General features: G+C 58.3%; 16 protein-coding genes. 12 read left to right on the forward strand and 4 right to left on the reverse strand.

Annotation, left to right across the window (positions count from 1 at the left end; all coding sequences use genetic code 11):
* Window positions 1-70: 70 nt before the first annotated feature.
* From ACERK3_18580 to ACERK3_18590, 3 genes are all read right to left on the reverse strand, one after another.
* Window positions 71-2,953, reverse strand: a complete 2,883-nt coding sequence (locus ACERK3_18580; GenBank protein ID MFA9480284.1) for a hypothetical protein — start codon at window positions 2,951-2,953, stop codon at window positions 71-73.
* A 443-nt stretch (window positions 2,954-3,396) separates the two neighbouring features.
* Window positions 3,397-4,449 (reverse strand): sialidase family protein, encoded by a 1,053-nt coding sequence (locus ACERK3_18585; GenBank protein ID MFA9480285.1) that lies wholly within the window; start codon window positions 4,447-4,449, stop codon window positions 3,397-3,399.
* Between the two features lie 129 nt (window positions 4,450-4,578).
* Window positions 4,579-6,951, reverse strand: a complete 2,373-nt coding sequence (locus ACERK3_18590; protein ID MFA9480286.1) for an aminotransferase class III-fold pyridoxal phosphate-dependent enzyme — start codon at window positions 6,949-6,951, stop codon at window positions 4,579-4,581.
* A 420-nt stretch (window positions 6,952-7,371) separates the two neighbouring features.
* Here ACERK3_18590 and ACERK3_18595 point away from each other — a divergent pair, with 420 nt between their 5' ends.
* The 7 genes from ACERK3_18595 to ACERK3_18625 all read left to right on the forward strand — a co-directional run bounded on the left by ACERK3_18595 (window position 7,372) and on the right by ACERK3_18625 (window position 18,415).
* Window positions 7,372-8,031 (forward strand): type II secretion system protein, encoded by a 660-nt coding sequence (locus tag ACERK3_18595; GenBank protein ID MFA9480287.1) that lies wholly within the window; start codon window positions 7,372-7,374, stop codon window positions 8,029-8,031.
* Window positions 8,032-8,152: 121 nt separating this feature from the next.
* The gene (locus tag ACERK3_18600) at window positions 8,153-10,381 is read left to right on the forward strand and encodes a hypothetical protein (protein ID MFA9480288.1); all 2,229 of its coding nucleotides are present in this window, start codon (window positions 8,153-8,155) and stop codon (window positions 10,379-10,381) included.
* A gap of 48 nt (window positions 10,382-10,429) precedes the next feature.
* On the forward strand, window positions 10,430-11,722 hold the full coding sequence (locus ACERK3_18605) for an ROK family transcriptional regulator (GenBank protein ID MFA9480289.1): 1,293 nt from the start codon (window positions 10,430-10,432) through the stop codon (window positions 11,720-11,722).
* A gap of 125 nt (window positions 11,723-11,847) precedes the next feature.
* Window positions 11,848-12,615, forward strand: a complete 768-nt coding sequence (locus tag ACERK3_18610; GenBank protein MFA9480290.1) for a PEP-CTERM sorting domain-containing protein — start codon at window positions 11,848-11,850, stop codon at window positions 12,613-12,615.
* 333 nt (window positions 12,616-12,948) lie between these two features.
* A complete protein-coding gene (locus ACERK3_18615; protein ID MFA9480291.1) occupies window positions 12,949-14,181 on the forward strand; it encodes a glycoside hydrolase family 99-like domain-containing protein in 1,233 nt (410 codons plus the stop codon).
* A gap of 745 nt (window positions 14,182-14,926) precedes the next feature.
* Complete coding sequence (locus ACERK3_18620) at window positions 14,927-16,141, forward strand: Gfo/Idh/MocA family protein (protein ID MFA9480292.1); 1,215 nt, start codon at window positions 14,927-14,929, stop codon at window positions 16,139-16,141.
* A gap of 123 nt (window positions 16,142-16,264) precedes the next feature.
* Entirely contained in the window at window positions 16,265-18,415 is a 2,151-nt protein-coding gene (locus tag ACERK3_18625; protein ID MFA9480293.1) for a hypothetical protein, read from the forward strand.
* On the opposite strand, the gene ACERK3_18630 is transcribed toward ACERK3_18625, so the two are convergent.
* Window positions 18,355-18,552, reverse strand: a complete 198-nt coding sequence (locus ACERK3_18630; GenBank protein MFA9480294.1) for a hypothetical protein — start codon at window positions 18,550-18,552, stop codon at window positions 18,355-18,357. The two genes, ACERK3_18625 and ACERK3_18630, sit on opposite strands and share 61 nt — an antisense overlap.
* 119 nt (window positions 18,553-18,671) lie before the next feature.
* Between ACERK3_18630 and ACERK3_18635 the strand changes: the two genes are divergently transcribed.
* From ACERK3_18635 to ACERK3_18655, 5 genes are all read left to right on the forward strand, one after another.
* Window positions 18,672-18,971 carry a transposase DNA-binding-containing protein gene (locus ACERK3_18635; protein MFA9480295.1) on the forward strand — a complete coding sequence of 100 codons (300 nt, stop codon included), beginning with the start codon at window positions 18,672-18,674 and terminating at the stop codon, window positions 18,969-18,971.
* Window positions 18,899-20,488, forward strand: a complete 1,590-nt coding sequence (locus ACERK3_18640; protein MFA9480296.1) for an acyl-CoA synthetase — start codon at window positions 18,899-18,901, stop codon at window positions 20,486-20,488. Before ACERK3_18635 ends, ACERK3_18640 begins: the two co-directional genes overlap by 73 nt.
* Window positions 20,485-21,540 (forward strand): hypothetical protein, encoded by a 1,056-nt coding sequence (locus tag ACERK3_18645; protein MFA9480297.1) that lies wholly within the window; start codon window positions 20,485-20,487, stop codon window positions 21,538-21,540. Before ACERK3_18640 ends, ACERK3_18645 begins: the two co-directional genes overlap by 4 nt.
* 147 nt (window positions 21,541-21,687) lie before the next feature.
* Entirely contained in the window at window positions 21,688-21,966 is a 279-nt protein-coding gene (locus tag ACERK3_18650) for a tyrosine-type recombinase/integrase (protein MFA9480298.1), read from the forward strand.
* A 350-nt stretch (window positions 21,967-22,316) separates the two neighbouring features.
* Window positions 22,317-23,534, forward strand: a complete 1,218-nt coding sequence (locus ACERK3_18655) for a recombinase family protein (protein ID MFA9480299.1) — start codon at window positions 22,317-22,319, stop codon at window positions 23,532-23,534.
* Window positions 23,535-23,556 lie beyond the last annotated feature (22 nt).

Consider the following 23,556-nt stretch of genomic DNA (forward strand, 5'->3'; position numbering starts at 1 on the left):
CCTGTGTCATTACCAAACCCGCCAGAACCAAACCCGCCAGAAGAACTGACCTGCGAATCAGACAAAGGTATCACAGATCCGCCTCGCGTTGCACCTGATGAACTATCTCATACACGTGCCTTTGATAAGGCTCAAAATTGTCTTTCAGCAATCCGCCTTCAACTTGCAACGTTCTGTCTTCGAACAATACATTCACCGATCGTATCTCGCCCAAATCGGACAGATCAATGGCCGCGCCGATTGCTTCGGCACGGATGTTAACGGCCATCACGTACGTTTTGCCTTGGTGCCTTCGCGCTGTAGACAGAATTGTTGAAGGATACACGCCATAATTGTCAATTGTGTCGCCCGAAAAGATGATTGGCGTCAACTGCTGTATCTCTTCGTTGAGCTGTTTATACGCATACCAGTGCTGACGACCAATTACCTGGCCGTAGAAGTACTTCAGGCCGCTAACACCCTTGATGACATTCGCATAGGTCTGTGCCACTTGCTCGCCGGCTGACGCTTCACGATGATGATTATTGAGGTTGTTCCCCACAATGTAATTCCACGTGGGTGTTCGCATCTGCGATGAAATCTCCTCCATCACGTCAACATAATGGAGAGTCTGCTCTATCGTTCTTCCTTCGACCGAGGTCAAATAATAGTCCAGCGACAATATGTCTCCCGGCAATCCCGCGTAACAACTTACCGGGCCAAACTGCGTATAATTCACATAGACAGGGCGGTACGGATCGAGTTCCCTCACCTTCTGCACGGCCTCTGCAACCATTTCGGGCGTTACACCATAGCTGCCCTTGATCTCCGGTTCATCGGCAGGCATCCACGCAAGCAAGGAGGCCTCATCCTTCCATTTCAATATCTGCCGCTCGAGTTCCTCGTGATTTGCGATGAGGGGCCCGTCTCCCGCGTCGTACGCATAAGATGTCCAGAATGCAATCACTTTCAGGCCGTGCCTGTCCGCCGACTCAAAAACGGCGCGCCAGATGCGATCAGACCACTCCCACCCAACATTGGCTCCGACGTGAAGCGTCTTGAAACCATGTTCCGCCCACCAGGCCATTTGCCGATCAATCACTTTGTCGTATTCGCCATAAGGATGCCCGTTAGGAACATGAAAGACCTGAAGTGGCGCAAACACATAAAACGGCTCACCGTCCACGAGCACAACGCGCCTGACACGGTCTATCTTGACTTCAGTCGGAGCGGGTTCGAGTTTTACAACCACGTCGTCCGCTGACGCCACTACTTCTCCGTTGTCATCCAAAAGCGTCATCACAAACTCATACTGCCCCACTGGAATGTCATGCAGAGACACCTTTAGAATCTGATCCCTGTGGTCGGTTCGCACATCAGCTTCTTTAATTACATCGTCATCGTTCTTCAATTGCCATCTAATGACGGTTTTTTTCAATACATCATCCGCAAACCCCAGCCGCGCATGAAGATATGCGTGCTCTTCGTCCGTGTAATATGACCGGTCGGCGATTGCACGCATGGAGGAATCCACCGTTACACGCCTACGAACCTCGCGCAGCAACTTATTGCCTGAAGCATCGAGCACGGCTACTTTTACAGCAACATCGTCAGCTATCTGCGGGATTGACGCGGGAATCATCGAGGCATCAAGCTCGACTCGTTCGTTCCACATCGGCTCATCCATTCTTTCGCCGAGCATCGGCGCCTTGTCGACACGTAAAAGCGTATACTCGGGCACTTCGTCGCTTTCAGCCGCTGTCGATCTCGTTTGGTCCAGCGGGTTCGGTCGATAGGGCGTCGCTTCCGTACCCTCTTCAAGTTGAACGGCATCAACCCATAGATAGCCCTCGCCTTGCGGCGTGATACTGACACGCAATCGGCGGACATCAAGCTTGGGCACGTGAAGGCTGTAGCGATTCCATTCCGTGTCTACTTCCACCACTCGCCTGCCATCGGCGACCCCCCATAACCCCAGCGATACGGGCATGCTGTCTTGATCCGATTTCAAATACACGGAAAGCGTGTAGGGCTTGTTCGCCTGCACACTCGTCCAGTGCGAAACCACAAAGTTCCCTTTGTCTCCCCCCTTGAGTCGAAGTACTGCGGAACCATCAAACGACTCAGAGGTGTCAACCTTAAAGCTTCGCCAGAAGTTTTCCATACTTCCGAACGTATGGCCTATGTTCAAATGAGTTCCTGGAAACCAGTATGGCGGCAGGTCGACTTCATAGCGCTCAAAAGAACTGTTACGGACGACATTCACGTAGCCTTCGGCAGCGTTCGCCACGTCATCGTTAATGGAATAAATCCTCACGCTGTCATAGGCAGCCTTCATTCGCCAGCTCTGCAATTGCATCCTGCCGGCGGGGCCAATAATATCACCCGGATTAATCAGGTCCGCTATTTTCTGGCCGTCTACAAACCATTCAAAGATATCGCCGCGTTTGACGAAGCGGAACTCGTACCATTTGTCAATTTCCAGCCTCGTATCAATCCTGTGGCCCTCATTCCTGTCGGCGCCTTCTCGCCTGTACTGCTGCCACCATCGGTCGGGTTGCATCGTACTGAGGATACCCGCTACGGAGACCCCTGCAAACCCGCCGGATCGTTCAGGGTCGGAGGCTACGATTTTCATTCTTAAATCAATGAGATAGTTTTCGTCCAACTTCATTCCTAACAATGCCTGTCCGCCGTACCCTTTCGTGAGAAGCATTCCGTCCTTTACTTCCCAGACCTGGGTCCCGCCGGTTTGCCAATCGGCGCCAATGGTGTCGTCGAAGGTGTCTTCAAATATCAATGCCCCGGCATCAACTAGACCGCCGTCCACAAGTTTCCACAGTGTTCCGTCTTCCGGGAACCATCCATCTTGGCTGGCCTGCACAGCATTCGTTACGAGGATCAGGCTGCAAAGAAGCGCAAACGCGCGTTTCCCCGTGTCGTGTGCCGCTCTGGACGCGATAGTTGAAATCACGGTCGCCACCTTTCTGTAATGTATCGATCATTCCTGTTGTCGTGAGCCGAGGCCGTTCGTACTTTGCTCAAATATCGACATCACTTGTCTCTTGCGGCGGAGTATCGATGAAATCAAGCAGCATGGACATGGCATTCTGCCCAAGGGGCCCCATCGGCGCACGGAAAGTCGTCAATCGTGGCTTAGAGTAAGGAAATGTGTCGTCAGCGCCGCCGTGTCGCCGCGGTTATCCAGTTGAACCGATGGGATCGGATGCTGGTAATCGCTATGCCTGCTCACCAGAACGAGCGGACAACGCTCTCCCCGTGATTTGTGCAGGGTAATCCTGATCTTCCACCCTGGCGCCCTACACGACCATGACCTCGGCGTATTCGAGCCTATTGAGCAGAGCCATCTGCACGTTGTCGACGTCGCGTCACCGACGATCAGGCGAGTTGCGTGTGCTATAAGATTAAGCGAAAGTAGTATAGGTCGGCCTGCTCAGTGCCGTGCATGCGCGCGCGTTCGGTAAAGACGACGAGGTATTGATCTTCATCGATTGGCGCAATGGTCGGATAGCCATACAGGCTTTCGTTCAAAGGCCGATCTTTGGCGAGTTCGGGTTGGGCCCACGGACGTGGAATATCAAGTTGGAATGTCCAACTCTGCGGGGCATTCTGTATGTCATCAAAACGCGCGGTGTACACGAACAGGGCATTTTCAGCATCAGGCCGGGTGTAACGGTCGCTGTTTAGCGCGATGATCATGTCTCGCTTCTGATCGTAATACAATTGTGGCGCGCAGCCCCAGTGGCGGTCGGGTGGAATGTTCGTCGGTTGCAACTGTGACCATGTTTTACCGTTGTCCAAGCTTGTTGCCTGCAGCAATGGGTGGCCGAGCTTGTGTTGATCATCACGCATCAACGCGACCATGCGATTGCCACCGCACCATGCGCCGGCAATTTCAGAAACTTCGAAGTCGGCGCCTTCGAGGATGATATTGCTCTGATCCCATGAACTGCCGTTGTCGCTGTAGAGGATTTCGACCTGTGTCTCTGTGTACTGAAGGGTGCAGTACTTGTTGATCGCGGGGTTGAAAAACATCTGGCCGGTTCCCTGGCAACCGTCCAATACGCTTGAAGTCTGCAGGTCAGACCACGTCACGCCCTGATCGTCGCTGTAGATAAAATAACGTCCAACCGTGCTTCCGTTATATGAGCGAAAGAAGACGACAATTCGTCCGTCCCGGGTGATGCCGCCATGAATGTTGCGGTCGTCGTAGCTGTTACTGTTGTAGACCGTATCGATCTTGCTCCACCGATCGGTGCTGGGATCGTAGGTGGTGCGGGCGACGCAGGCTGGGGTTCCGGAATGATCGCCACGGATGCCTGGTGAGCGACGGAAGATCATCATGACCTTGCCGTCATTGAGCGGCACAAGAAAACCTTCGGACATGTGGTCGTCCCCGAAGGCAACATCTTTGCAGGTGGTGTGCCGAAGCGTCTGCGTGGTTTCCATGCGTCTCTCCTTCGGTTGCATGCTGACACATTTAAGGACGAACAGTTCCTGGATTCGTGGTGACCCAACGATGGCAAGCACCACGTGTAGACGACCACGAAAATGTGTCGCCAACGTAATGTCGGGGGCTTATGTCAAACGAGCGAAGCCAGTCTGACGAACATATGCCTGCCCACCCAGGCGATCGACAGAGTCGCCACGATCGGCAGCCTCGGCGAGTTCGGGAAGCACGGCTTCCGCCGCGTGCAGGTATCGCTCGACGTGTCGCGGTTCATGTGCAAGCGTCGGATAAAACGCCGAGCCTGCAAGGACGCGGTGATCAAGCAGGCGAGTGATGAATAGCGTCATCAAAGCATCGGCATCAGGGTGATCAACGCGAATGCTGGCCAGTGACGGGTGACCGGAAGCGATTAGCGGCACGCAACAACGGCGGGCAAGTTCGGCGACCCCTGCTTTAAACTGCTCACCCATCTTTGCCACATGCTGCGGCACGTCGCACTCTTTCATGACGTCCAGCGTGGCCAGCGCAGCGGCGAAGCCCACGCCCTCTGTCCAGTACGTGCTGGAAATGAAACTCTCCTGCGCCGCCTGCATCATCTGATTACGGCCGATGATTGCGCCGATGGGATGGCCGTTGCCCAGCGCCTTTGCATAAACTGCAATATCCGGCTCGACGCCATAACGCAGGTGAGCCCCGCCGCCAGGGTAAAAGCGGAAGCCTGTGGTGATTTCGTCGAATACCATCGCTGCGCCGCACTGACTGCAAGCATCGCGGACACCTTCGAGAAAACCCGGCGCGGGATCAACGGTGCGGGTCGGCTCCATGACCACGGCAGCGAGACGTTGCCCGTGCTTGCTGATGATGGCGGTCAATTCGTCAAGCTGGTTGTAGCGAAATGGCAGGATGGTACCGGCGAGGCTGCGAGGCACGCCGGCCGGCGACAGACCGGGCAGCAGGTGACCACCCAATGCGTCGGCTTCGCCGAGATTGGCCGCGAGGTACCAGTCGCTCCAGCCGTGATAACCACAGATGGCCACAATGTCACGCCGGGTGGCGGCCCGGGCGATGCGTACAGCCACCGCCATCGCTTCACCGCCTGATCGCGTGTAGCGTGCCTGCGTGGCCCATGGGTGCCGTTCGAGGAGCCGGCGTGTGACTTCCACCTCGTCCGGGCTGTTGAGCGTAGACATCGAGCCGAGTTGGATTCGACGGATGACGGCGTCGGTCACGCGCGGGTGGTTATAGCCGAGTAAGCAACTGCCGATGCCGCACTGACTCATGTCCAGGTAGCGTCGGCCGTCGAGGTCGACGACCTCGACGCCATGCGCTTCGCTGGCATAGGCAGGCCATTTGGCGGGGGCGAAGCACTCCGGTCGCTTGGAGAGTAATTGCACACCGCCGGGGATCTGGCGTTTGGCCTCTTCGTAAAGCTTTTCACCCTTGCCCTCGCCAGCGGCTGGTGGTTGTTCGAGTCCGAGCATACGTCGTGGGTTATGCCAGAAGATGGCTTCAATGTCGGCATCGCTGCAACGCGCCAGCCTGCAGGCGTCGCGCAATCCCAGCAGTGACTCGTGTCCGACCAGTCGTGGCGGGCCATACGAACTGGACCAGTCCGTATTCTGTTGATCGAGCCAGTGGAAGCTGTCACCGATGCTCACACATTTACCGCGGAACTGACAGACCGGAAAGTCGGCGCCGAAACAGCATCGCGACACCCCCCATCGCTGAAGCAGGATTGCCATTGCTTCTGGTTCGCATGTGGCGGAGTTCTCAAACCACACGTTGTCCAAGCCGCGCAGCACATCCACCGATTCGACGTTGTGATGGCCACAGAAGCTGCGAGCGGAATGAGCGAGGATCAGCTTCGCCTGCGGATAACGGCGGCAGTGATCGATAATGTAACGCTGGTTGTCGGGGTCGGCCATGGCCCGCGGGCGAACCATGTGCAGCATGATCGCCAGGCTGCGCGCATCGGCAAGTTCCCACACCCATTCGGGAAGGAACTCGCTCGTGTCGGCGAACATCGTGTCGGAGCGGTTGGCATAAATGTGATAAACCTTGAAGCCAGACCAGGGCTCACGATTCAGCCGGGCTTCAACAACATTAGGGTCGTCCTGCGGGCGCAGGAGCATCAACGCCGCGCTGGCGTACGGCAATCGGCGGTCAGCGCCAAGCAGGTCATTGGCTAGAAAGTCGTTGGCTGCGTCGACATCAACCTTGGGAAAAGGGGTCGGAAAGAACAGGCCTGCGCGCGGGGCGCGGTCGCCCATCCACTTCCCAATCTCCTGGCGATAGGTGGCCAGATCGACCACTGCCGGGCCTCGGCGGATGACTTCAAGACCTTGGCCATCCGCACAGCGATAGATGTGGCCATGGGTGTCGAACACCTTGGGCGGAACAAAGCTGCGCAGGTGCTGGGCGAAAGCTTGACGATCCGCCTCGGTGACCTCGAAAGGACCTGGCACGGGAGCGGAGTTGGTGGACTTCTCTTCCGTGTCCATTGTGATTCCGGCTGGGTCGTTAGCGGGCAAAGAGTTTTGAACCATGGCGCGTGCTTCCGTAAGAGATCAACATGAGCAGGGACAAGGCGGTATCAACGACGCAATTCAGGCACCATCAGGACAGGACGTTTGGCATAAAGACGCCTCCAGAGCCGACATGCGCCATTCACGCGTTCCAGGCATCCGCCTCGCCCTTGGGAAAGAAAACCCTTGACAGTGCATCGACGTGAGTTATACTACATTCGTTATTTATCACTTGTCAACGTTTCGATTCGGCCATGCACAGGCCTTTTAAGACCGACCACTGATCCGAACTCGGCCAGTTGGAAGTAAGTGGGGCCAACTCTGGTTTTGCCAGGCACTGGTCGTGAAGAACAACCACCGGGCTCTCGCGAAAGGGAATGAGCGATGTGTAATCCAATGACGTCTCCAAACCGTTGTGCTCGCGCGTTTACGCTGATCGAGCTTTTGGTGGTCATTTCCATCATCTCGCTGCTGATTGCTATTTTGCTGCCGGCGCTGGGTGCTGCCAGGGAAGCCGCGCGACGGACAACGTGCCTTTCGGCGGTTCGTACGCTGAATTTGACGCTCACCCTTTATGCGAACGATTGGGATGGTCGTTATCCGTACTCTGGCTGGAGCATGAATTGGGAGCCGGTGGGCAGGCAATTTCACTGGGGGCAGACTCTGGCGCGGGATTACGGATTGCCCAGCGGGTTTTCGCGCTGCCCATCGGACCCAAGGGACCCCATTCAGATGGTTCGTGGAATGACATACGCCTACAACCGCAGTCTCGACAAAGCTGGCGGTGTATGGCCAGGCGGCGCCGCCGCTTATCCAACGACGTCGCAGGACGACTTGCGGGATCCGTCACGAATACCGACTTTCTCCGAGGGTCGTCAATTGACGATCGCGGCGTGGGATATCGACGCCCAGCCCCTCTCGTATGGTCTCCTGAATTTGCACAACGATGGGAACGTATGGGGGTTTGCGGATGGTCGCGCTTTAACGATTCCAAAGCAGGCGTCCTATTACTTCGATCCTGACACGTCACTGTTCCTGGTCGGCAGCCATTGGTGAACACCGATGTCGCTGTTACCTGAGTCGATATCTGTCGTGCTTTCGCTCCGCTCATCTGGCGATGTATAAAGTTCCGTCGCTGCCCTAACTGAGGTATGTAATGAATCGTCAATGTGTTCTGATGTTGATCGCTGGTGTCGTCCTGGGGTTCGCTGTGTCTCCGGCATTGGCGGCGGACGAAAAGCGGAGTTTGATTTACGCGGAGGATTTCGAGTCGGATCTTGGTGCACTGGTCAATAACCGCGATTGGCGGTTGCCGGGCCATGCGAATCTTCATCGCGACGAGGAGCGCCAGTCCCAGTCGCTGGTCATCCCTCAGCCGAGGGGCGACACGCAATACGCGCGGATCAACATCCCTGTGAAGGTCGGCAGGATTTATACAATCCGTTATGAAACACGGACAGTCAACGTCGAGCGGGACAGCGCGCTTCGCAATAGCCGCGGGGCCGTGGTTTTTGCGCAGTTCGCGGACCACAACGGTCACTATGTCGACGGCGGGACGTTCCCCGTGGGCCTTTACGGCACGAACGATTGGCAAGAACGAAGCTTCGAGCTTCGCAACCCCGTGCCCGAGAATGCCGTATACCTCGATCTGCTGCTCGGGCTTGAAGGCACCGGCGAGGTCTATTATGACAACCTGCGGGTTTATGCTGCCGTTGAGCCGTTCAGTGCGTTGCACCCAGCGAACGACGCCACGGTCGATGAGCGCCGACCGGAACTGCGATGGGATGTGAATGACAATTACGCACGATACCGATTGGAGCTTTCGCCAACGCCGGACTTCGACAGTTCAACTCTCACCTATGTGTACACAAACGAGTTGTCTGCACGGCCGCCCATGGGGCTTGATCCGGGCGAATGGCATTGGCGTGTCCGTCCCTGGTACCCGAGTCGGGTTGGGTTCAAGGGTGGCCCGAGCGATCCGCATCGTTTCGTAGTGTCGGAATCGGCTTCAACCTGGCCGCCTGCGGTACAGCCGCTCGGGTACGTCTGGGCGGAGGGGGCACGGCGGACGTTCGATGTGAAAGTCAGCCCCAACGATCCGGACTTTGTCGTCCGAGCCTGGGTAAACGATGTCGAGGCTGAGCAAACGGGTTCGAACGCAGAGCATGTTACGTTCCGGCCAGCGAACGATCTTGAGCCGGGCATTCACGAACTCAAAGTTGAGGTTTATGCCTCCGGCGACCAGGTCGCGGACGCCGAGGGCATTCTCAACAACACGACGCCCGGGTCTCGCTCGCAGATCGGCGACGGCGGCATCATGGTTATTGATGACGAACCGTTCTTTCCCATCGGCGCCTTTGGTGAGCCGTCCAACAGCATGACGGATTTCACGGGGTATATCGAAGCAGGCCTCAATATGGCCTTCAGCTACCACTCGGTTGAAGATGCGGAACGGTCGTACCGTCACCTCAACAAGGCGCATGAGCACGGTATTCGTGTCATGCTTCGCCACAACTCCGGGTGGGGCTATCAGGACTCGTATGACCTGGACCTGCAACGATGGGTCGGCCGATTCATGCAGCACCCGGCACTAGTAGCCTGGTATCTGGGGGACGAGCCCGAGCTATACGGCTACAGCCCGACCTGCATCGATCTGTTGCGGGAGGAGATGAAAGCGACCGATCCGCATACGACGCATACGCTCGTGTCGCACACCATTGACCAGTTCGGTCACAAAAGCGATGTCTTCATGCCCATGACGTATGTGCTCGGGCCGTTCTGGCATGACATCGGCGACCCGCTGGACAGCCGCAAGATGTACAGCATGCCGCAGGGCATCGGAACCGCGCGAGCCAACCTGCCGGAGGGGCATCCGCAATGGGCAATCCTCCAAATGTTCGACCCGAGGTTTCAGGAATATGGCAAAGACTTCGACGCCGCGGTGGAGAAGCTCGGCCCGCCCAGCCGGCCAACGTATGAAGAAACACGTTGTATGGCATATACCGCGCTGGCGTATGACGTGCAGGGCATTTTCTTCTGGTACTTCACGACGCCCACGGCATACAACATTCGGCTGGATGCCCCGGCCGTGTGGGATGGTATCGTACGCACCTCGCATGAGCTCGACTCGCTGCAGCCTTATCTGGTACAGCCCAAGGCGGACGCGGACGTGCTTGAACTGGACGAACCACTGCTCGCCTGGACCCGCGAGGTGGACGGTCGACGTGTGATGGCAGTGATCAATACGCAGATTGATCCGGTATCGGCCACCATCAACCTTTCCCAGTTCGGTGTCGATACGATTCATGCCCGTGAAAGCGGCGAAGCCGTGGCGGTCAAGGACGGACAACTTTCACTGAGCTTTGAATCACATCAGGTCCGGGTCTTCGAGTGGGATGCGCCATAAGCAAGACGAGCATCATGGACATTGGGTAAGTCGTCTTTTGAGGGTGTCATGAAAGAGCAAGCGAATACAACCACCTCAGCTGCACTGCCGGACTACCTCAAGACCCGATATAAAGGGAAAGACCTGCAGAGTTCGCTGCGCGTCCTGAAGCTATTGGACAAGCATGGCAATATGTCACAGAAGGACGTGGCTCAGAAATGTAATGCGACCCAGCCTTTCGCCGCCATGCATTTGAAGCGGCTTCGATACGAGGGATTGATCAAGCGGGCGAGTCGGCGTTTGCCCGAGGGGGGCGGGAGGCCTTATGCGACGTGGCAGATTGACGCCGAAGTCAACCTGTTTCTAGGCATGGTGTGGTATGGCCCAGAATTCATCATGTGCCTGGCCGATTACAACGGCAAGTCGAAGATATACGAACGACGCGATGTTCAGGATGTGAAGTCGCAGGGGGAGGTTCTCGAGATCATTGATGCATATGTCCAGAAGGCGATGAACTATGCATCTACCACCCAAAAGCATGTTCGATTTGCATACGTCGGCATGCCCGGCCATATGGACGCGGATACCGGCCGGTTGCTCAAATGCGTCAACGCCCCAGTGCTTGTCGGCCTGGACTTTGAGCGTCATCTGGCGGAGCGGTATGGCCTCGACTGCATGGTTCATGCGCAGTTCGGCCATTGGTTTGGTGAATCGCAGCTCTGGCCGGGCGAAACGGTCACGGTCATCAATTGGGACCAGGGCATTTCACTGATGACCGGGTGTGACGGTCAGGTGTTCTTCTACAACGATAAGCCGGGGAAGCGGTATCGCGGCGTCTGGGACATGGCTCATATCGTTGTAGAAAAGGACGGCAAGCAATGCCGGTGCGGCAAACGCGGCTGTCTGGAAGCATATGTTGGAGGCGGGGCAATATGCGACCGGCTTAATCGTAAGGATTTGCCTAATGCCGATGCGCTGATGAAGGCTGCGATGCAGGGAGATCCGGAGGTGATCGCGGCTCTGAACGACGCGGCTGAATGCCTTGGCAAGCACCTTGGATTTTACCTGCAGTTCATCGGGACCGATCGCCTGATAATCACCGGTGTCCTTTCACGAGTGTTCGACAAGTTCGCGCCCCATTTACGCAAGGGCCTGGCAACGCTTCTGAACGACGACTACATCGACGCAATCGGACCTTCCGCCAGTGTTGATCCGGATGGTCTTATGGCGGCCGGGACGGCAGAAATGGCTAAGCGGATGTTTTTTGATCGCAACTATTTTCTGAAGATGCGCAAGGAAAGCTCACGTTTCTTTGCGCAACAGACAGATGAGGAGCCACTGCCAATGGTAATGACAAAATGAATGTCGCTTGAACGCTTTTGAAAAGCGGCAACAGATTGATGATGAAGCATTGAGTATTTGGGTGCAGCGAAGTTGTCTTCGTGACACCGTGAGTAGAAGCTTAACCATTTAGAGGAGATTCGATCATGTCAGTAGCACACAAAGAACAGCGAAACGTAACGGGTATGGCACTCGGCCTGGTGATGGCGGTTGGCGTGGGCGCAGCAGCGCCGATGTCCGCAGATGCGGCTCTCGTCAGCAGTGATGAGTTCTCGTTTGGCTACGGCTATGATCCGGTTCCGGGATCCAGTCCCACAACTTACCAATGGATACCGGTTACAAGCGCCAACACGCCAACCACGCAAGGCGACTTTACCTTGACGGTCGACGTTACTTCGGGGCTCTGGAGTGCCGCCGGACCAACGTTTCCGAACCGCGTGCTTACGTCAGGTGGTGAGGGGTCTGGGTCCGGCAATTCAGCCACTTTCACCGCAACAATTACTGCCGAATACAACGGCCCCACGCTACCGGGGCTGGAAACGCGTCTGGAGATCAACTCCATCCGCATCTGGGCCTTTGGCGATGGCGCTCCCGCCGGCACTACCATCCGCTGGCTAGAGGTCACGCCGGGCAATGAGGGCACGTCTAATGATCTTGTGTTCGGGTCGTCGGGTGCTGGGGGGGGGCCTCGATCTAATGCGGCCAATTACAGCCAGTTGCTCTGGAGCCCTGACGACCTGACGTTGAGTGGCACGACGGTCACTCGTTCCTTCAACCTTGAGAGTGCCGCTGGCCGCCCCATCGACGGCTTTGAAGTGTTCGCCACGGTGCATGCGATTCCCGAGCCAGCCTCGCTTGGCCTGCTCGGCCTCGGCTCGCTCCTGATGCTCAGCCGCCGACGCCGGCAAGCCTGACACTCTGTTGGCACGACGACGCGCCGGCAATGGAAGCGTTGAGTGCCCATGTTGTGCAACGCGAACACCCCGTCGCCGCGGGAAACCGTGGCGACGGGCTTTGGACAGCACGGGCTCTCGGATCATGAAGCGCTGGCGCGGCGAAGCTACCGCTATGAACCAGAGCCAGTGACGGAAGCTTGAACAACCAAATAAGGCGCTGAATTTTCAGTGGCTCACAGTGTTGCTTTCTTGGCGGTGGCAGCAACGCCCTTTTCAGTCCGTAAGTCCACTCCAATGATATGCGTAATGTCGGGCCGCGAGGTCGCTCAAACACGATCATGAGGGAGTTGAATGATGTTCCATCGCCTTTTCTGCAACTGCTGCCGATCCCTGTATTTGACCGTCGCGGCAATTGCCACGATCTCGGTCGCCACGACCGCCGCCGTCGCCTCACCGCCCAAGGTCGGCGCTTTCTACTTTGAAGGCTGGTACCACGACACGCCGGAAGCCCGCGGCGCGTTCGTTACCGATCAGCTGTACTACGACTTCCCCGACCGCCGGGCGACCTATATGAATGAGCTCTGGCGAGCCGACACGGTTGAGGCGATGGAAAAGCAGATCGACCTCGCCGCCGACGCAGGCATCTCCTTTTTCACGTTCAACTGGTACTGGAACGGCGCCGTCGAGCCCACCCTCGGCAACGGCATGAACAGCGGTCTGGCCAACTTTCTCCAAGCGTCCAACAACCATCGCATGGAGTTCAGCATTCAGGTCAACAACGACAGTGTTACGCCCATTGCGCAAAACGAATGGCATGAAGTCGTCGACTTGCTCACGCCCTATTTCAACCATGATCGTCACGTGAAGGTCGGCGGGAAGCCGCTGTTGAATATCTTTAATCCGGTCGACCCGCACATCCCCTTCGACTACATCCAACAGGCCGCGCAGGCCGCCGGACTCGACGGTGTGGCGTTGACCTCCGATGCCCGGGGCGCAGCCGACCGGTTCGACAATATCGCCCTGTACGCCGCCATGCCCGGCTACGAGGTTGGTGAGGCAGTGGCGTATCCCTACAAGAACCTCACCTACCTCATGGACGGCGTCGCGCCGCGCGAGAGCGACACCTGGGCCGACCCGGGCCTCTGGAACAGCCAGTCTGCCAACATCGTGCCCGGCGAGCAGGCGTTCATCCCGACGGTCATGTCGGGCTTCGATACGCGGCCGTGGCCTCATGTCGATCCGAGTTGGTATTTCAACAACCCCGAGTACTACATCGACGGCGAAAACTGGGGCCGAACCCCTGAAAACTTCGCCGCTCACTTTCAAAACGCCATCGACTGGCTCGACGCCAACCCCCACCTCGCGACGGACGAACGCATCATTATGATCTACGCGTGGAACGAGTTCGGCGAAGGGGGATACATCGCCCCAACCCTCGGCGATCCGGATGGCGCATACCTCCAGGCACTGCGAAACGTCATCCCCGAGCCTTCCGCACTCGTGCTGGTCTCCACAGGCGCCCTTATTTTGCTGCGACGCCGACATCGCCGACCGGGCGCACCAGTCGAGCCGCCTGCTGTTTGAAGGCATCGGTGAATCGACGCCGCGACGGCGCAATTGCCTGCTGATCCTCGGGGATGCGGGGGATGGATTGACTCATGGCGGACTCCTTTGTGCCGGGCATCTTCTCGGCTTCGCCCGGAATCCGCTAATCGTGGTAATCATTCTCTCTCACGCATCCTTGCAGCCGGTGACATAGTTTCTGAGTGTGCCGTGCAAAGGCACCGATCATCAGCGGGTGCGATTCCCGCCCGGCAACTGGGTCGCTCCGGCCGGTAGCAATAGGAGCTACGGTGGAGGCATCGAGCCGTCGAAGCGTCTGGTGTCTAATTATCTCGTGATGAGTCGGACTGCTTCAGGGGCCGGTCCTCGGATAAATGCATCCAATTATAGCCAGCTGGTCTGGAGCCCTGGCGACCTGACGGCCAATGGCACCGACGTTGTTCGGTCCTTCGTGCTTGGCAGTAGCGATTACCGCATCATTGATGGCTTCGAAGTGTTCGCCACTGTTCATACGATTCCCGAGCCAGCCTCGCTGGGCCTCGGCTCGCTCCTGATGCTCAGCCGCCGACGTCGGCAAGCCTGATGCACGGCTGTCAGGACATCGCGGATTTACGCTTGAGCGGCAAGACGCGCCGGCCGCAACACGCGACTGCGGGATCCGGAACGATTGTTTGGCATGAAAGGCGTCCGTTGATAGTACCGTTGGTGTTGTAACCATCACGCCCGGCTTAACGCAGTAGCTGAGGTTGTGTTCGAGGAGTTGTTCATGCAGTTGGCAGTTATTGGGGCAGGCGGGCGAGCGTGCAGCATGCTCGGTGAATTTTTAAAGGCTGGCGTAGAAGTCAAAGCCATAGCGGACCCGGATTCTTTCACGGTGAAGCAACGGCTGACGGAAGCGGGTATCGCCTACGATCATGTGAAATTCGTCGACAACGCGCAAACACTTATTGACGAGGCTGACGACTACGATGGTTTCGTGATCGGTACGCGTTGCCATCTGCATACGCCGATGGCGATCAAGGTGGCCAAGACAGGCAAGCCGTTGTTCCTGGAAAAACCAGTCGCGATCAACCCCGAGCAACTCGACGCGCTGTCGAAGGCGTGGGCTGGCCGGGAGAACCAGGTCGTTGTGTCATTTCCATTGCGCGTGACGCCGCTTTTCAAGATCGTGCACGAGGTGGTGCGCAGTGGCCGGCTGGGCGTCATCAATCAGGTCCAGGCGTTTAACAATGTTCCGTATGGCGGTGTTTATTTCCAAAGCTGGTATCGTCGATTCGAAATGGTCGGGGGCTTATGGCTGCAAAAGGCCACTCATGACTTTGATTACCTGAATCAGATCGTGAATGCTCGACCTGTCCGTGTCGCCGCCATGATGACCCAGCGCGTCTTCGGGACCGGCCAATCGCTGTCTTGCGATGAGGCTTCTGACGAGGAACTGGCCTCACATATTGATCGACACCTGAAGGCAGGAGACGAGCAGGACATCTCCAACTCGGAGGAAAACCTGGGGGACCGTGGCAGCGCCTTTCATGCCGCGATCCGTAATCAGGATGCAGGCTCGGCCATCGTGTGGTACGAAAACGGAATTATTGTTTCATATGATCAAAACTTCGTCACAAGGAGATCTGCTGCGCGTCGGGGTGCCATCGTCACGGGTTACAACGCCACACTCAGTTGGGATTGGACACCCACGGGACGCGTGCAGATCATCGATCACGCTTCCTCACGCGTCGACACAATAGATTGCCGTGAAGAAGGCGGTCATGGCGGAGGTGACCTGATGCTTGCCAAGCGATTCGTCCGTGTCATGAAGGGCGAACCGAACGAGGAAGGCAACCTTAAAGACGGCCTTTTGTCCGTGGGAATGTGCCTGGCGGCGCGAAAAGCATCCCAGCAACATACTGTCGAAGTGATTCCGGCTATCGGCGACTTTCCACCGGCGACATCGGTGGTAAACCCCGCTTATATCGAATCCGCCTGACCGCCGATCCCTTCGATGGCTGGACGGCTGAGACACAGTTGTTGTTTACAATCCGTTGTCATCGTCGGTACATGGCAACAAAACCAAATGCTCTATTGAGCTTCCACCGTCAGCGTAGAACTCATGCCTAATCAGCCTTCCACCAAATCATTGAATGGCCTGTATGCCCTTCGCCGAACGCTGCCCACCTGGTGCTTTGCCGACCGGCTGGAGGAACTGGTTCGCTTCTGTCGCGAAGCGCCTGTGGATGAAGCCGTTCTCAAGATCGACTCGGAGGAGTTTAGCCAGGGCTTACCGACTATGGCTTGGGTCGAAAGATATTTGCCTTACTTGGAACAAGCGAAGCAACGGCTGGAATCGGAAGGCGTCGCATTCTCACTCAATCCTTGGGTGACGCAAGGCCACCTGGATCGTGGGCGGGATCTGCGTACTGTGTTTCCGGAATATTGTTGGATGGTGGGCCATGACGGGGTCCAGTGTCGAGCGCAGGCGTGCCCCCGCTGTCCCCATTTCCAGCGGGATATTGTCGCGATCTGGGAGCAGTATGCGTCCCTGAATCCCAATGTCATTTGGATTGAAGACGACATCCGCACGTTCAACCATTTGCCAGCCCGCTTTGCCTGCTTTTGCGACGGCCACCTGCGAGCCCTTGCTGACCGGATGGATCTCGACAAGATTACACGCAACGAATTGGTGAGCCATGTGCTAGCGCCAGGCAAGCCGCATCCCTGGCGAACGGCATGGTTGGATTTGCAACGGGACAGCATGCGCGAACTCTGCAGTTTGTTGGAGCAGGCGGTACACCGGGTGTCGCCCCGGACGCGGTTGGGGCTGATGTCCAGTGGCCCGATCAATCATTGCCTCGATGGCCGCGATTGGCGGGCATTGTCCAAAACCCTTGCTGGCGACCGTGGGCCGATCTACAGCCGACCCACGCTGGGCAACTACACAGAAAAAGAATCTCAGGGGTTGTATGAAAGCGCGGCTCAGATCCTGCGGACGCGTCACGTCATGCCGGCCGGCACGATCGAGCAGACCGAAGTGGAGAACGTGCCTTTTACAGGCTATGCCAAGAGCCGGGTGTTTACCTTCATGCAGATCGCCATTTCAATCGCCAGTGGCTGCGATGGCGTCACCATGAACCTTTTCGACCACATGGGCTCGTCAATGTCCATTGACCCGCACGTTGTTCGCATGCTCAACGAAAAACGATCCTTTCTTGAAAAGCTTCGCGAAGCGGTGGGCCCGTGCTCGGTACACTCCAGCACGCGTATGGGTGTCACCGTGCTCCATCACGAACGCGCAAGCGATGACAGAACGGTCTCGACTGACGACGATTACGCTGCCTTGATTCCGCGCGACGATTGGTTTGAAGCGGCGCTGAACAGGCTGGGCTTTCCCACCACCTTTGTCGATTCGCCACTGGTCGCGGCCGATGGGCAGATGATCGGCGCGTTCAGCGATGCTCAGATTACCAGTATGCTGAGCAGGGGCCTTTTGCTCGATGCCGTGGCAGCCCGCACGCTGCAGGAACGCGGGTTCGGTGACCTGCTGGGCGTGGAACTACAGCCCTTGGAGACGTTGAACCATAGCCGAGTCACCGCTGCCGAGGCGTTGGTCGACCCGGCGTTCGGTGGAGAGGCGGATCGCTACCTCACACTGACTTTGCCCGATCTTTTGGGCAATGGGCGATATGCCCCGATGCAGCCGTCAGATCATGCACGGCCGGTGAGCTGGATCGTCAATCATAAACGCGAGCGCATCACGCCCATGATCACGACATACATCAATCGGCTCGGTGGGCGAGTGGCGGTCTTGGCGTTGGAGATGGCAAGCAGTTTCGGCGCTGCCTTCCTGCACCCCTATCGGCAGCAGCAGATTCAGGCGATTCTACACTGGCTTTCCGATGGCCACGTGCCAGTCGCCATTCGTGGCGGCACCTACCCATTGGTGCTTTGTACGCGTCTAGCTGACCGGATCGTGTTGACACTATTCAATCTCAGCCACGATGCATGGCCCAGCGTGGAGGGCGAGTTGGAACTGGGTGATGCCGAAGTCGGATCGCCTTATCTGCTTGACCATGTTAACAGGGCAGACAAGCCAACGATCCATTGCAAGCGCCAGGGGACGCGGTTGATGTTCACGATCGACACAACCCTCGAGTTCGGTCAGCCGATCGCCTGTGTCATTCCAATTAAATCAAAGGTAACTCTTCACCCACCTGCCACGGCTCGGCCGGGCAGCGGGGGAAGTTCATTGTGTTGCAGCAGATGACGCAGGGCGTGAGCGAGCGTTTCCGTCGGACTCAACGCGCGTAGCTTCAACGTGCGGAACACGCTCATCAGCACTGCCTGCGTCGCCGCACCCTTCTGCGACCGATTCGACTGGCTGTTCTTGCGTAATCGGTTCATTAACCTTTCAATTACCCACAAATCGCATCCGCGGCTGGTGGGGGTCTGGCTCCGGCTTCCTACAATCTTCCGGTTGAGTGAGCACCCTCAGCAGTCCAGCTTCGACGGAGTCCCTTGGCATGGATGCCTGGATTCAAGATGAAGTCAGTGCCAGCGCGTTTCCCGATCAGCGGCTGAGCAAGCGGTTCGTCAAACTCCTGGAAGACCTGTCCCAGCGCATCGGGGACCCTTCTGTCAGTTCCGCAGGTTATATACTGTCCGCAGTCACAGTAAACCTTCCCAGAGCGATTCCATGCTGCACCGAACGCACACCTATGCCGCGCTTTACGCGCAGTTCCGCTGGCCCGTGCCGGAGGTATACAACATTGGCGTCGACATTGTCGATCGCCATGCGAGCGACCCGAACAAACTGGCGCTGATCTTTGAAGACGAGGACGGCCGCGTCACCCGGTACACGTTCGCCCAAGTCAAAGAAGCCTCCGATAAGCTCGCGATGGGGCTGCGCGGGCTGGGCGTCGAGCGGGGGGATCGCGTCGGGATTCTGCTGCCTCAGTCGCCCGAGACGGCCATCGCTCATGCGGCGATTTACAAGCTCGGTGCGATCGCACTTCCGCTGTTCACCCTGTTCGGGCCCGACGCCCTGGAGTATCGCCTCAGCGACAGCGGCGCCCGAGCCATCATCACCGATCCAACCCAACTGCCCAAGCTGATGGATGTTCGCAAGGCGTTGCCCGACCTTCGCGCAATCATCGTCACCGGCAATCACGCTCCCGCTGGCGTGCACGCATTCGATGATCTGCTCGCAGCGGCACACGGCCGCTTCACGCCCGTGCGGACCGTCGCGGACGATCCAGCGTTGATCATCTATACCTCAGGCACGACGGGGAATCCCAAGGGAGCGCTGCACGCACACCGCGTGCTGTTAGGACACCTGCCGGGGGTCGAACTGCCGCATGAGTTTTTCCCGCAGCCTGACGACCTTTTCTGGACCCCCGCTGACTGGGCGTGGATCGGCGGACTCATCGACGGACTGCTACCCGCATGGCATCACGGCGTGCCTGTGCTCGCGCATCGCCCGCGCAAGTTTGATCCCGAGCAGGCATTTGCCCTCATGGCACGCCACCAGGTGCGTAACACGTTCCTCCCGCCCACCGCACTCAAGCTGATGCGGCAGGTGAGCGAGCCTCGTGCCCGGTTCGACTACAAGCTACGCAGCATCGGCAGCGGCGGTGAAACGCTCGGCGGTGAGATACTCGCGTGGGGGCGGGAAACCTTCGGCTTCGACATCAACGAGTTTTACGGCCAGACGGAGTGCAATCTGGTGCTCGCCAACTGTGCAGGGCTGATGAACGTGCGCCCCGGATCGATGGGCCGGGCGGTGCCGGGACATACCGTGTCGATCATTAACGATGAAGGCGACGTGCTTCCCGATGGCGAGCACGGCCACATTGCCGTTCGCAGGCCCGACCCGGTCATGTTCCTGAACTACTGGAACAATCCGCAGGCCACGACCGAGAAGTTCATCGGCGACTGGCTCCTCACCGGAGACCTGGGGCGGCGCGACGCTGACGGTTATTTCTGGTACCTTGGCCGAACGGATGATGTGATCACCAGCGGCGGTTACCGCATCGGGCCGGCGGAGGTGGAAGACTGTCTTCTTAAGCACAAGGCGGTCGCCATGGCTGCGGTGGTCGGCAGCCCGGACGCGGCGCGTACCGAAGTGGTCAAAGCTTTTGTCGTACTGGCCGGGGATGTCCAGCCCAGCGATGCGCTGGCGGCGGAAATCCAACACCACGTCAAGACCCAACTCGCCGCTCACGAATACCCGCGCGAGATCGAGTTCGTCTCTGAGTTGCCGATGACCACCACGGGCAAGATCATCCGTCGCGTGCTTCGCCAGCGCGAGATCGAACGCAAAGGCGTGCCCCAATCATGAGCCGAAGCTACATCACCGCCGCCGCTCGCGTCGTAGACGGCCAGGGCACGCTTCAAACAGTGCATCAGCAGTGGTCTCATCTGCGCGAGCAAGGCGCGCGCCGGATCGAACTGGTGATCGATCCGCTCCACACCGGCTGGGACACCCCTGTGCAGGCGAACCACTTTCGTAGCGGCTGTGGACCGATCGAAGCGCTCGCTCGCGCCGATGAACTCATCCGTGCAGGACGTGCGGATGCCGTGCTCATCACCGGCGAGGACAACCTTCGATCCCAGTATGCACATGACAAGCCGCTGCGGCAGCGGTTGATGTCGATCTACGATAACTGCCCGCTTCCTCAGGCATATACGCTGCTGGCCCGTGCGTTCATGCGGCTGCACGGAATCGGTGACGTCCGCTTCATGCAACTGGCTCACACGCTCTATGACAACTATGTGCGCACCGCACAGCGCCAAGGGCGGTACAAACCGCCGCCTCCCGCAGCGTTCGAGATGGTGACCGACCTGTTCCGAGCGGTCGACTGCGCCAACCCGGTCATCGATTTCGCGGGGGCGGTGATCGTCGCCAGCGACACGTGCTTGCGGGATGATACACACCGGATCGCGGTGCTGGGTGTCGGCCTCGGCCAGACACGCGATGGCCCCGCTCACGTGGACGACATCGCCCGGTACGATCACCTCGCCCGTGCCTGCGTGACGGCGTACGAGCAGGCAGGCGTTGATCTCGGCGACGCGTTCCGCCGCCATCGCGCCCTGATCGAAGTCTATACCTGCTTCCCGGTCGCACCGCTTGGCTTTCTGCTCGCTACGGGGATCGCTCGGGATGTCGCCGACATTCCCGCCGTACTCGCTTCGTATGAAATCACCGTTGCTGGCGGCATGAACATCGGCCGGGCCCCATGGAACAATCCAGCGCTCAATGCGCTGGTGGCAATGTGTGATCGCCTGCGCGAAAACGCGATATCAGGTGTCGCTTGCCCCCGTCTGGGTGCAGTGCATGGCAACGGCGGCCTTGGCTATCGCCAAGGCGTGGCGATGCTCGGCGTGGCCTAGTTTCCTGAGTCTGAAGGTGACACGAGGGAAGCGCGGTGCGGCTCGTCGAAAATGCCTACATGCCAAATTGCCGTTGGGCCTCAAACGCGTTCCTGCCTTCGACAAGTTCGGGCGACCATTGCTGAACCAAAGCGGCAAACGGCGGCAGTGGATGAGATCGGGCCGCTGGCGGACCGGTTTCCGCGGAACGGCCGGACCGTGGCGTTCGCAGATGGCCGTCTGCACTCGTTTCGCCATTTTTTCTGCTCGATCGCCTTTCGCAGCGGCGTCGAAGAAACGACAATCATGGAATGGCTCGGGCACCACAGCAGCCAGGTGACCGCCATCTACCGGCACCTGGGCGACCGGACCGCCCGGGAACGGATCGATCGAATTCGGTTTGTTGAAAGCATGTTGCAGCGTAGCGACGTGCAGGAATCCCAGTAACAGGAGGCATCGAGGCAATCGATGTGAGCGTGATTGGCACACGATTGGCACAATGCACTGTGCCAATCAGAAACGCCCTCGTAACCGACTGATTTTCAGCCGGTTACGAGGGCGGTCCGAAGAATACGGAGAGGGGGGGATTCGAGGATGCCCTTGTCGCCAAACATGGCTCGCACCACACTTCAGCGCCCAAGTTGTTTGAGGGCAACTGTTTGCGTCACTCTGGATGCTCCCCGTCGTTCCCCGTTGTACCCAGTTGTGAACATCGTCAACCGGGACAAAAACGGGACAACCTCAAATCGTCACCCTCTACGCTTCCCTGGCCAGCTCAGTGGACGCCGATCGCCTCGATGACCACGAACACCACGCTGATGCTGCTTGTGGTCGGCATGGCGGCGCGGATCAATCGGCCCAAGCGCGGCGCGATCTATGCCCGGCACTCCACCGGCTTTCAGAAGAGCGTGCCCGACCAAGTCCGCGAGTGTCTGGCGTGGGCCCAGGCCAACGGGATCACGGTGGCGGAAGATATGATCTTCCGCGATGAAGGTATCTCGGGTCGATCGGACAAGCGGCCGGGTCTGGAGGCCCTGATCACGGCACTGGAGCAGAACCAGGTCGATGTGGTGATTGTCCTGCAGACCAACCGCCTCTACCGCAAGCTCTACGCGATCCTGCGATTCGTCGCGGAACAGATCGTTGACTGCAAGAAGCGTCTCGTTTTTGTGTCCCAAGCGATCGACACGGACGAGGATGGGGAACGTTGGGAATACCTGCTGCCGGTGCTGGGGCTGATCGATTCGCTGCGATCCAAGATGTCCAAGGCCAACATCCAGTCGGCCCACAAGGGGCTGCATAAAAGTCGGCGGCAGTGGGGCACGCGGACGTTTGGCTACCGGGGGCGGCCTGTCGAGGGCGTGATGACCAACCGCGGTCGCCCGGCCCAGACGTGGGCGATCGATGAGACCGAGTCCCAGTGGGTGCGGCGGATCTACGACTGGTTTGTCCGGCACGAGTTGTCGGTCGAGGAGATCGCGCGACGGCTCAACCGTGAGCTGGCGCCGCTCTCGCCCAAGTGCGTCACCGGGCAGTGGACGCGGCAGGCTGTGATGGGGGTATTGAAAAACCCGCGTTACGTCGGCCGCTGGCCCTACGGCGCGGAAGAAACCATTTGGCAGAACCGGGCCAGCTATGGTCGGCAGGTGGCGCGCGAGATGCCGCTGGACTTGCAGGTGTTTGATGATCTACGTCTGATCGACGATGCGACGTGGGCGGCGGCGCTGCAGCACTGGTACGCGGCGCACGATCAGCCGATGCCGGATGGCCGGGTACGGCGCTCGCAGCTGACGCAGAAGCGGTTGATGCCGACGAAGGCCGAAGATCCACAGGTGATCGAAAAGGTGATGCGGTTGTTCGAAGGGGGTGTGCTCTATGGCGAGATCGCCGCGAAGCTGGGGCTTGGTCGCAACACGATTACGAAGATTATCCGTGCCTGGCACGAGGCGCAGGGGCGTGCCGTGCCCGACGGGCGGGGCCGACGAAAGCAGCTGACCCGACTCTCCAGAACGTAAAGTTGAGCGTCGGATTGACACG

Source organism: Phycisphaerales bacterium AB-hyl4 (assembly GCA_041821185.1).
GTDB lineage: Bacteria > Planctomycetota > Phycisphaerae > Phycisphaerales > Phycisphaeraceae > Natronomicrosphaera > Natronomicrosphaera hydrolytica.